Source organism: Nocardiopsis sp. iso_237, from assembly GCF_056173345.1.
The window spans coordinates 2,288,823-2,299,977 of record NZ_CM149669.1 but is presented as its reverse complement, the minus strand read 5'-3'; the positions used below and the strand labels follow the sequence as shown (position 1 = coordinate 2,299,977).

Sequence of the window (11,155 nt, the reverse complement as noted above, 5' to 3'; positions counted from 1 at the left end):
AGTACTCACCCGTTCCAGGAATGGTTCAGGTAAGCGGGTTTCCCACCCTGCACGCGGGCCCGCACTGGTATCCGTGCGAACGCACCGGAACCGAGGTGAGCACGAAGGAACGGCACCCGGTGACCACCCCTTTGTCGTCGCGCACGAGGTCGGAGGGGACCAGCAGGTCGTCCCGTTCCGGATGGGCGGAACTCACCACGGAGGAGACGATGAACCAGACCCCCTCGGCCGGTGCGGGCAGTCGCGCGCGGGTGCGTTCCTCCGCCAGCAGCGGCACTCCCTCCACCTCGCTCAGGGGAACCCGGATCGCCTCGACCCGCGCCGGTTCGCTCGATCCCCGCCAGGTGCGGATCACGCGCGCGTGCTCGTCGACAACCGTCACCTCGTGCGGCGTCAGATTGACCACGGACATCCAGCGACCTCCCGTAACACTCGTTCCTGTCGGCCGCCCGCTTCACCGGGACGGGCACGACGCACCCCGTTCCGAGGCCCTCACCGCCATCTCTCGGACACCTTCCCACCGCCCGGCGAACAGGGCCCCGGTGAATTCTGAGACCACTGTTACTCGTGACCGGTTTATAAATGGCTCCGAAGCACTTTCGTATTCGGAACCCCGACCAACAATTGACAGTGCGCGCCCGAAGGCAATATTTTGTTGTACGACCTCCCGTTCACGCAGGAGTGTCACCAGCAGGCTCACGACTCACCACGCGTTTCCCCGGAAGGGCTGGGGGAGCGTCCCGGCCCCGGCACACCCGGGGAGAAGAGTTCGTGAGCAAGCATCACTGCTCCGCCGTGGAACTGTTCGGTTCGGCCGCCTTCCTGCGCGTGTTCACGCGCGTGTTGGGGTGTGGGCCCTGCTCCTCGGACGGAACAGCGCAGGGCTGCGCCGGTCACTCCGAGCAGTTCTTCGACTACGTCGACCTGTGCTTCGAGCACTGCCCGTGCGCGAGGCACCGGGGAGAGCCGACCAGCGTCATCGCCACGCGCATGGCCACCGTCATGGGCGGCGCGGCCACGAGTGGCCGGAGCGTCCTTCCGGACGCGGACGCGGTCGGTGCCAAGGCCGTGCCCGAGAGCGGGCGGACGGCCAGGGAGGCCTCAGGCGTGCGCGCGTCCGTGGACCGCACCGCCGCGCACCGGCTGCGCGACGCCCTGGACGACGTCCGACGGGACCGCTCGTACAAGAACCTGCGGCGCGTCTACCCGCAGCCCGCCCCCAACGGCAAGGTCCGCTGCGCCTTCTCCGAACGCCCCCGGCGCTGGGCCCAGCGCCGCGACGTCGCGCGGGTCGCCACCGACGTGGTGGAACAGGAGGCGCTGGCCCTGCTGGTGCTCACCGCGGGGTGGGGCAACCCCGCCGCCGACCTGCCGGAGGACGTCCACCCCGGGGAGTCGGTGTCCTTCACCGAGGACGGCAGCGCGGTGCCCGTCGCGGACCTGCACGGGCGCCCCCTCACGGCCGTCCGGGAACCCCCGATGGTCTCCACCGCCACCGGGGACTACCTGCTGCGCAAGCTCTCCGAACTGGCCGGGGGCCGGGACGCCGACCCGGGCCGCACCCCGGACCAGCGCCGCCGCCTGCACCTGCGCGAGCTCCTGCCGGGCCTCAGCGGTGAGGACGTGGCCCGGCGCCTCACCGGGGTGCTGGGACGGATGGCCGTGGCCATGCCCGGCCACTTCGAGCTGGTGCAGCGCGCCCGTGGGCGGGCCCGCAGCGCCCCCTACACACCCATCCCCGACCTGCCGGACGAGGAGGACGGTGACTCCTACGGAGACGGGGAACCGGACCCGTACGGGCCCCGGCGCGAGGTGCTCCGCCAGACCGAGCGGGCGTGGCTGGTCTGGCTCGCCCGCGAGCTGGCCGCCGAGGCGCAGGCCCACCGGGCGGCCTTCGACGCCGACCCGCGCGGCTCCCTGGACGCCCTGCTGTGCCGACTGTTGGACGAGGGCCCCCAGGCGCCGACGCTGTGGCGCGGTGCCCAGGACGACCCCGACCGCCGCGCCGACCTGCTGGAGGCCCTGGCCGACGTCAGCGGCTGACACGAGCGGAACCGGCCCGGACTCCTGGGCCGGAGACGGCGGGGGGCTCCCGGGGCACCCGGGGCACCCGGGCCGCACGGTCGAGCCCGTCGCGGACGGACCGGCCTCCGGTGGCGTCGCGGCCGCACGCGTTCCAGGCGTGCCCAGGGCGTCACGGCCTCGCGGCGGGCCCCGGGGACGTTACGGCCTCGCGGCCTCGCGGCGTCCCGTCACCGGCGGCGCTTCCGCTCAACGCGTGCCGTCTGGCCGGAAGCGCTCGGTGAGCGGTGGGAGCACCGGGTACTCCGCGAACTGGCGCAGGGACATCACCGCCGTCTCCCCGAACGGCAGCCGCTCCCGCCAACGGCTGGCCAGCAGCACGTCCACCACCTGGTCCACCTCGCGCCAGTCGTCGGCCGATCGGTCGCGGGCGAGGGCCGTGGAGAAGGCGTCCAGGAACGCGCCGACCCGACCGGGACCGGCGGGGGCCACCCCGGCCGCCGGGGCCAGGGAGAGATCGGCGGCACGGGCGCGGCGGTCCACCAGGTGGAGTTCGGGGCGCAGGTGCACGCTGCCCATACCGAGGGACTTGCCCATACCGACCTTGTGCGCGTGCTCGGGGTCGCGCGGGTCGCCGCCGTCCACGGGGTTGCCCAGGAGCAGGGCGCGCAGGAGGGCGCCGAGTTCGGCGTCGGTCAGGTTGGTGAAGGTGACGCGTGAGCGCAGGGTGAGGCCGTCCCGCAGGGGGACGATGTCGCGCTGGGTGTCCTGGGGCGGCTCCGCGCCGGAGCCCCGGGGCAGCACCGTGATCCCGAGGTCGGTCTGGGCGCGTGCGTCGTAGCGGACCGGTGAGCCCAGGCGGGGGTCGTGCCGGTGCAGGTAGGTCTTGTACCCGCCCAGGCGGATACGGCCCTCGTGGGACCACGTGATGACGTCGGGCCGCTCCCCCGACGTCTCGGGGCCCTGGACCAGGTAGTTGGCGAAGCATCCGCGCTGCGGGGAGAGGAGCCGCACGCGCAGGGCGGCGCCGTCGGGGTAGTCGGGGTCGGGGTCGTCGCCCAGGGCGTCACCGAAGGACACCCGACCCTTGAGCGCGCCGGCCTCCCCCGCGAACACGTCGGTGTCACCGAACAGCGCCCGGCACACGTCCACGGTACGCCCGGCCCGGTCCGGCCGGTCAGGGTCCCCGTGCTGCGGGCCGAGCACCGCGTCGGGGACGGCACGGCGGATCGGGTCGTCGTCGCTGACCGCGACCCGGTAGCCGCCGGACCGGCCGAAGGAGACCACCCGGCCGGAGGGGTCGAGGTCGAACCAGACGGGTTCCAGGCCCCTCCGAGGCAGCCCGCCGCCCCCGGTCCCGGCGACCGGCGGCCGTTCGGGCCGGTCACCGGTCGTGCCCAGGGTGTCGGGGAAGGCGGCTCGTTGGTACCCGGTGACCTGCGCCGCCGACTCGAACAGCTCCACCAGCGACTCCGGGACCGGGAGGCGTCCGGCGCGCGGGTCGCGGGGGCGGGGGAACAGGTAGGCGTTGCGCCGCTCCTGCGCCGCGCTCCCCGTGAGCACCAGCAGGGCCGGGATCACCCCGCCGGAACCGCCGTGGGCGGCGAGGTGGGCGCGCGCCCCGGGTTCGTCGGGGGCCACCGCGGCGATCCCGCGCCGTCCCCGCAGGTGCACCGCGTACACCCAGCGGTGCTGGAGGCGGCCGTGCTGTTCGTGGGCGGTGGGGACGTAGGTGCCGTCCCGGGGCGGGTCGGGGAACTCGGCCACGCCGAAGTCCCAGGTGCGCAGGCTCTCCCGGAGCACGTCGAAGGTCACCTTGAGGGCGCGGCCGGGCTCGGGTTCCAGAGCGGTGGCGGGAACCTCCACGGCGTACCAGCCCCCGTCGTCGGGGTCGCGGTACAGGAAGCCCTGCCGGGTGCGGTGCCCCGCGCGGCGCCTGCGGTAGTGGTCGTGCCGCCTGGCCATGACCTGGCGGGCGCGGGTCGACGGGGAGCCGTCGGCGGCGCCGGAGTCCACGCGCACCGGCGCGCGGAAGAACAGCATGGGCGTGTTGACCGGGCCGCTCTCACCGCCGGTGAGCATGCGCAGCGTGTTGCGGACCAGGCCGCGCAGGGTGGAGCCGGGGATCAGGGGAAGGGAGCGGTCCCCGTGCGGGAGGCGGGCGGAGGAGCCCGCGCGTCCTCGACCGGGAGCCTGACCGACGAAGGTGGGGGTGAGCGTGGTCAGGGTGAGGTCGATCCAGCCCGAGTGGGTCCCCCCGACCGTGCGGTCGTGCGAGCGGAGCAGGGACACGGTGTCGTGGTCGGGGTGCAGGGCGGCGGCGGGAACCGGGGTCTCGGCCAACCGGACCAGACCGTAGGGGGCCGTGGCGCGCTGGGGGCCCGCCATCAGCGCTCCCCGCCCGGAGGGTCGACCGGGGCCCCGGTGCCGACGTCGAACTCCGGGCCGGTGGGTTTGGGACCCGACACCAGTCCGGTCAGCCGGTGGAAGGCCACCCCGACCGCGCCGGTCACGGGGTCGGCGGCCCAGTACTCCCGGACCGTCAGCCAGGTACCGGTGCTCTCCAACGCCCCGTGCGGTCGGATCCGCCCCGAGAAGTCGGTCCAGGCGACCGGGAGCACCGCCTCGGTCCCGGAGGGCTCCCGCGTGACGGTGAGCGGCACCCGCCCCTCCAGGGTGCGGGTGGACCCAGGACCGCCCCAGCCCTGGAGCAGGAAGGAGCGGTCGCGGGGGCGCATCCACTCGGGGGGCCGTTCCGGAGCGTCGGTGCTGACCCAGCCCGCCTCCGCGCCCTCCCCCAGACGGATCTGCGCGTGCGGGCCGAACACCAGCACCTCCAGCACACGCCACCGGTCCGTGTCGGGGTCGAGCGACGGCGCCGACAGCTCCTCGGTGGGCGGGGCGTCCGACCTCCGCCACCGGGAGTCGGGGCAGGAGCCGGTGATCCGCCCGTCTCCGAGCTCGGCCAGCAGCCACTGCGGCCCGCCCGGCGGACCCGCCGCGTCGAGGGCCCGGCAGCGCCGACCCCGCACGAGGACGTCGTCGAGGACCGTGTCGACCTCCTCCCCGGAGAGCGGGCGCACGTCGACGCCGACCGGCGACGGGGGTTCGTGGGGGTGCGGGTTCATGAGGGGTCCCCCTCGTCGTCGGGCCCGGGTTCTGGGGCACGGGTGATCTGTCGGTGCAGTTCGGGGAGCCATCCGCGGGCGGTGGCGGCGTCCGGGCCGTCCGGCTCGGTGAGGGCGCGGATCAGGTCCACCTCGTGGGGTGGCGACCCGTCCCCCTCGTGGGTGGTCAGGACCGCCCGGGTGGCGACCAGTCGGCCGCTGCCGCTGCCCGCGCCCGCGCCGAGGGTGTCCAGGGGGACCGTGGCCAGCTCGCGCACGACCAGGGCGAGAAGCCCCCGTACGGCGTCGTCGGGTTCGGTGACGTCGAGGACGACCGGGGCCGAACCGCCGCTGTGGAGTTCGGTGGTGAACAGGTGCCCGTCCACGGCGTCCCCGAAGAGGGAGTCGACGGTCAGGCGTGTGGTGGTCACCGGGGCGCCGCCGCTGAGGGTAGGGGTGGCCCGCAGACGGATCCGTGAGGGTGCGGGCCGGGAGTCGGGCCAGCGGCCGGTGTCGCCGCCCCACCAGTGCCCGTGCCACTCCGGCCAACGGGTCCCCTCCCCCGCCAGGTGTTCGGCCGCGTCCCGGACCAGCCGTTCCCCGATCCGCTTGAACAGGGCGAACAGGGCGGTGTCGCCGAGGACGGGGCGCGGCTCCACCTCGCCGCCCCCGGTGACCGCCGGGCGCCGCCGGTGGACGCGGTCGGCCGGGGTCGGCCGGTCGCCCGCGGGGGTGTCCCCGACGAGCAGGGTCGCGGGGCGTGTCGCCCGCCCCGAGGGGACGGGGTCGGGGCGTTCGGCCACGCGCAGTTCCAGGCGCAGCTCGGACCGTCGCCTCCGGTCCGCGCCCGCCGCCGCGTCCGGCAGGAGGGCGGCGGTGGCCCGCTGCCCGTCCTCGTTCAGGACCGCGCCGAGGGCCCTTGCCAGGTCCGCGTCGGGCTCGGCGGTCTCCAGGGCCCGTTCGGCCTCCCGCCAGCGGGTCGGCCAGTCGCGCGCGTGGTAGGCGAACCACCCGTCCTCGTCGGTGAGGTCGTGTCGGCGGGCGGTCCAGCGGACGGCCCGGACCGCACCGAGTCCGCGTCCCGTGCGCCCACCGAGCCGGATGCCCGGCCCCTCGTCCGCCAGCCCCCGCGCGGCCAGGGCCAGCAGGACGAGCAGGCGGGCCTCCTCCGTGGGGTCGGCCGCCCTCAGCCTGAGGTGCGCGGTGAACACGGTGCCGGCGGGCAGTACCTCCCACTGCCACATACGGCCGGGGTGCACGCTGCCGGTGGCCGGGTCCACGCGGGTTCCCACCCGCACCGTCACCGCTTCGTCCTCGGGAAGGACCGCGTACGCGTCGTCCAGGTCCAGGGCGCTGGAGCGGGCACCCGCCTCCGGGTGGTCCCCCGAACCCAGCAGCGCGGCGGCGCTCTCCGGGTCGGCCGTGCGGGCCAGGAGTTCGTGGCGGAGCAGCCCGGCGAGGGTGGTGGCCCGCAGCCGGGGCGCCCCGCCCCGCGGGTCCCGGTCCAGCCTCAGGTCGACGTCGCTCTCCTCGGCCCGCCCGGCCCCGGCCCGGGCCGCGCCGACGTGGGTGTCGGTGAGCAGGCGGAGCCGGACCGCGCACTCCCAGACCAGGCCGGTGGGTCCGGGGCCGTGCGGGTCGTCCTCGGCGGTCACGTCCGGTCCTGTTCCGCGCGCAGCGTCCGGGCCGCCTCGGCCAGCCAGGAAGACACCAGCAGCAGGGACAGCCGTGCCGAGGCGCGGCGCTCCCAGTGCTCGGCCCGGGTCGAGAGCCCGCTCTCCCGGTTGTCGGACGGCAGTCCGTCCGGGGCGGCCAGGTCCACGGAGGCCAGCGCCCGGGCGTAGGCGGGGTCGTGGGAGAACCGGGGCCGGTTCGCCCGCCACCAGGCCGCCGGTCCGGCGGAGAGCCCGGTGAGCCACGTGTGGACGGTGAGCGGGCGGCCCCTGCCGCCCGGGCGGACCACCCGGGCGCGCTGGAGGGCGCGCACGGCCCTCTCCCTCAGCACCTTGTGGACCGTGTCGCTCTCCTCGTCCGGGCCCTCCAGTGTGTGGCCGAGCGCGGCCAGCGCCTCGTCGGGGGTGTCGTGGGGGCGGACGAGGACCTCACGCAGCCTCCCGAGGAGGCTGGGGGTGAGCGGGGACAGCGTGCCCGCCGAGGCGAGGGCGCGGGCGTGGTCGCGGATGGCGGAGGCGGCGGCGTTCCACATGAGCTCGTCGTACAGGGCGTCCAGCTCCGTGTCCTGCCCGGGGTCGAGGGGGGTGGGGTCGGGCAGGACCCGACCGTCGGACAGGGTGACGGTGCCCTCACGGCGCGCGGGGAGCGGGGTGGAGGCCGGTACGAGCGGGACGGGGCGCGGCGGGGGCGGCTCCAGCAGGGCGAACTGGCCGTGGCCGTCCACCAGGCGCTCACCCAGGGGGTGGGCCTCCAGGTCGCGGACGTGTGCGGTGGTCAGTCCCCCGCCCAGACGCAGCCGCACCACCGACCCCGGGGCCGCCGCCCAGCGCTCGGTCATCGGCCCCCGGTAGGCCCGGTGGTAGGCGCCGACCAGGACGGGTTCGACGTGTGCGGCGACCACCGTGACCGGGGTGTACGGCAGGCGTCGTTCGAGGAGTTCGCGTACGGCCGGAACCAGGGCGTGCGGACGGTCCTGCCCCTGCGCGCCCACCAGGAGCGCCGTGGAGAGCAGGACCAGGTCCACGTCCTGGCCCGCACGCCGGGACCGGTCGGGACCGGTCCACTCCACCCGGTCCGGGGACAGCGGGCGGTCCGGGCGCACCGGTTCCACCGCGACCCCGCCGTGGGCGCGCGTCCCGCCCGAGCCCAGGGTCAGCGTGCCCTCGGCGTCGGAGAGGACCTCGACGACGCGCGCCGCCAGTCCGCGCAGGAAGGCGTGGTCGGGGCCGCGCAGTTGCCATCGGGCCTCGAAGACCTGGCCCGGGTCCATGCTGGTGGTGAAGAAGGGGGCGCCCCGGCCCAGGTAGCGCTCGGCCGTGGTGCGCACGGACGCGCGCAGGGAGCGGTCGGGGGTGAGCGGGTCGCGGACGGCGCGGTGCGGCACCCCCGGCTGGTCGGTTCCCTCGGCGAACAGGTCCACGAGGGTGTCGCCGTCCTTGCCCGGCGAGTACAGGTACGCGGGCGGCGGGTGGGCGACCACCGGGACACCGGGGCGCGCGTGCTGCTCCAACCGGGGGTGGGCGGGGGCGAAGCGGATCAGCTCGCCGCGGGCGACCCACGTGCGCAGTTCGTCCCACAGGCCCGCACGCTGGAGCGCGGCCGCGAGCATCCCCCGCTGGGCGCGCCCGCTCACCGTGGTCTCGGTGTCGACGCGCAGGGGGTCGAAGCCGGTCCGCACCGCGAGGGAGTCGGTGAGCACGTACCGCAGTGGCAGGTAGGCGCTGACGGGTTCGGCGGGGTCCCGGTAGGGGTCGGGGTTCACGTCCTCGCCCCCTGTACGGCCCCGGACGCCCGTGCCGCCCCGCCGCCGAACGCCGTCTCCGCCGGGGCCTCCAGGTGGGGAGGCCGTCCGCAGGGCCGTGCCAGGGAGAGCGTGGTGGCGCGGGGGTCGGGGTCGTCGGGGCGGGACAGGTACACGTCGACCCGGCCCCGGCCCCGCGTGGAGCGCAGGCCGATCTGGTCCGTGGCCAGGCAGGCGCGTGCCAGGCAGCGCCAGTCCACCGCCCGTGGGGGTACCGACCAGGTCAGGGGCGCGGTGAGCACCAGGCCGGGCAGGAGCACCCGGTGGGTGCGCAGCCGGCCGGGTTCGGGGGCGCCGTCCGGACCGATCTCCACCCCCGACTCCAGGGTGGTGTGCGCGTCGGTGACGGCCCTGCGGAGCGCGGCGCGCGCGGGTGCGGCACGGCCCGCGAGGGCGTGGGCGACGGCGGCGCGGACCGCGTCCCCGGGGCGCCCGTGTCCCACGCGCAGCGCGCGGTCGGCGTCGTGTGAGCCCTCCCTGCCGAACACCCTCTCCACCGCCTCGGCCAGGTCGGGCGTGACCGTCGCGGCGCTGACCGCCGCCACGCGCAGGCGGGCGGCGAGCCGGTGCCGGGGCAGACAGGGCAGCCCGTGCGCGTCCGTGACGACGTCGGTGTCGGCGCCGGTGCCGTCCGCGCTGGCCCCCGCGAAGAGCGCCGGGGACACCAGGCGCACCACGATCCGGTCCGGTTCACTCATGGGTTCCCTCCGTCAGTCCCGGATCCAGGTACAGGTCCCGCACGTTGACCGCGTCCAGCAGCTCACCGTGGGTCCACCCCTCGGGCAGCGCCACGGGGTGCCCGGTCGCGCGGGCGCGGCGGTCCAGTTCCGGCCCGGGGTCTGCGCCGGACTCCAGCAGGGGGACCAGCGCCGAGACCAGCCAGCCCCGGTGGTGGGAGTCCCCGTCCGCGAACAGGCCGCCGCGCGGGGAGAGGTAGCGGTCCAGGAAGCGGGTGAAGGCGGACCCGGTCATCGGCAGGGCGGTGCGCGCGGGCACGGCCGCCTGGGCGGCCTCCGTGCGGTCCAGGACCCGGTCGACCCCGTCGAAGCGGGTGGTCCAGGCCACCGCGTGCTCCTCGGCGGCTGCGGGATCGGTGGCGGCCGCCGAACGCCGCCCCGCCTTGGCCAGGGAACACATGGCCTCGCACAGGTCGTAGCCGAGCGCGAGCGGGGCGCCCACCGGCTGGACCGCGATCCCCGCACCCACGGTGGGCACGCACGTGAGATGGGTGCGCGCGTCGGCGCCCACCACGGTGCGGCCCGGGAGGCGGACCCGGGCCAGCGCGCGGTGCAGCGCCACACGGGGGTCCCCGGGGTCGCGGATCCGCTCCGGATCGGCGTCCAGCCACTCCAGGGCGTACCGCACCAGGCTCAGCGCCAGACGGGCGTCGCAGAGGACCGTGAGGTCGTCCCCGGCGACCACGATCGGCCGCACAGGCAACAGGATCGGGCCGGGAGGCTGGTGGTCCAGGGTGAGCTCCGCGCCCGTCCCGTTCCCGGGAACCACGGGCGGCCGCCCCGGTTCGGTCCGGACCGCGGCGGCCACCGCGCGCACCAGGGCCCGGGCCAGCCCCTCCGTGAGTCCGGCGACATGGGTGGACAGCTCCCGCTGGGCCAGCGCCCCGGATCCGGGCGCACCGGGGACTCCCGCCCGTTCGCGGTACTCCCCGAGGAGCTCCCCCAGGCCGTTGACGTCCACGTGCACCACCGCGACCCGGCTCACCTCGCCGTGGTCGCGGCCGAGCCGGTCCACCTCCATGGGCAGGGCCAGGTCCGCGTCGAGTCCGGCGAGCCAGGAGTCGCTGTGGGCGCGGTGCCAGCGACGGCCGATCCCCCGCGCCCGGGCGACGTCGGCCGCCACCCGCTCGTGCACGCGCCGCCCCGTCCCGGCGGGATCCTCCAGGGGCCTGCTGCCGTCCACGGACTCGGCCGGGGCCCCGCTGACCGAGCACACGGCCGTGATCCCGTACCCCGAGGCGGGGGTGTGCAGCGCGGACATGTGACGGCGGGCGCGGCGCAGCCGGACGGGGAGCTCGGCCAGCGCCGCGTCCAGGTCCGGTGCGACCGGCTCCCCGGGGACGGGCACGGCCCCGGGCCCGTAGGGGACGAACGCGACCACCGGGGTCAGGCCCCCGGCCCGGTCCCGGAGCCTGCGCGTGTAGCGCCCGGTGAGGAGGCGGGCCGCCGCGAGGTCGGGCAGCACCAGGGTCAGGGCCCCGCCGGCGTCCCGCAGGACCAGACACCCCTCGGGAACGAGGTCACCCACCCCGTGGACGGGGTCGGAGGTGTCGGTGAGTTCGGCGACGAGCGCCGCGCGGCCCACGGCGTCCAGGATGCGTCGCCCGCTGTAGACGAAGGCCTGGATTCCGCGCAGGTCGACGCCGACGAGCACCCCGGTGACCGGGGTGTCGTCGTGGGCTTCGGTCGGTCGGCGCTCGGGGGCCTGGGTCACCGCGACGGACTCCTCGTGACCGGGGGACGGCGGGAACGGCGCGGGCGCCGCACGGGAACGGGTGTCCTGCTGACCTCTCTCGGACGGTGACGCCGTCGTC

Annotated in this window: 8 protein-coding genes; 1 reads left to right on the top strand and 7 read right to left on the bottom strand. The window is 76.2% G+C overall.

The window, feature by feature from the left end; all coding sequences use genetic code 11:
• Window positions 1-25: 25 nt before the first annotated feature.
• A complete protein-coding gene (locus AC0VYM_RS10365; RefSeq protein ID WP_475461555.1) occupies window positions 26-412 on the bottom strand; it encodes a hypothetical protein in 387 nt (128 codons plus the stop codon).
• A 359-nt stretch (window positions 413-771) separates the two neighbouring features.
• On the opposite strand from AC0VYM_RS10365, the gene AC0VYM_RS10360 reads away from it, so the two are divergent.
• On the top strand, window positions 772-2,043 hold the full coding sequence (locus AC0VYM_RS10360; protein ID WP_475461552.1) for a hypothetical protein: 1,272 nt from the start codon (window positions 772-774) through the stop codon (window positions 2,041-2,043).
• Between the two features lie 228 nt (window positions 2,044-2,271).
• On the opposite strand, the gene AC0VYM_RS10355 is transcribed toward AC0VYM_RS10360, so the two are convergent.
• Genes AC0VYM_RS10355 through AC0VYM_RS10330 form a run of 6 tightly spaced genes read right to left on the bottom strand, consistent with a single transcriptional unit; the run spans window position 2,272 to window position 11,055 of the window.
• Entirely contained in the window at window positions 2,272-4,410 is a 2,139-nt protein-coding gene (locus AC0VYM_RS10355; protein ID WP_475461549.1) for a TIGR03986 family type III CRISPR-associated RAMP protein, read from the bottom strand.
• On the bottom strand, window positions 4,410-5,150 hold the full coding sequence (locus tag AC0VYM_RS10350; protein WP_475461547.1) for a hypothetical protein: 741 nt from the start codon (window positions 5,148-5,150) through the stop codon (window positions 4,410-4,412). Before AC0VYM_RS10350 ends, AC0VYM_RS10355 begins: the two co-directional genes overlap by 1 nt.
• Complete coding sequence (locus AC0VYM_RS10345; RefSeq protein ID WP_475461545.1) at window positions 5,147-6,784, bottom strand: RAMP superfamily CRISPR-associated protein; 1,638 nt, start codon at window positions 6,782-6,784, stop codon at window positions 5,147-5,149. The genes AC0VYM_RS10350 and AC0VYM_RS10345 overlap by 4 nt, the downstream gene beginning before the upstream one ends.
• Window positions 6,781-8,565, bottom strand: coding sequence for a hypothetical protein (locus AC0VYM_RS10340; RefSeq protein ID WP_475461542.1), 1,785 nt, complete (start codon window positions 8,563-8,565; stop codon window positions 6,781-6,783). The genes AC0VYM_RS10345 and AC0VYM_RS10340 overlap by 4 nt, the downstream gene beginning before the upstream one ends.
• Entirely contained in the window at window positions 8,562-9,302 is a 741-nt protein-coding gene (locus AC0VYM_RS10335) for a hypothetical protein (protein ID WP_475461539.1), read from the bottom strand. Before AC0VYM_RS10335 ends, AC0VYM_RS10340 begins: the two co-directional genes overlap by 4 nt.
• Window positions 9,295-11,055 (bottom strand): hypothetical protein, encoded by a 1,761-nt coding sequence (locus tag AC0VYM_RS10330; RefSeq protein WP_475461537.1) that lies wholly within the window; start codon window positions 11,053-11,055, stop codon window positions 9,295-9,297. The genes AC0VYM_RS10335 and AC0VYM_RS10330 overlap by 8 nt, the downstream gene beginning before the upstream one ends.
• Between the last annotated feature and the right edge of the window lie 100 nt (window positions 11,056-11,155).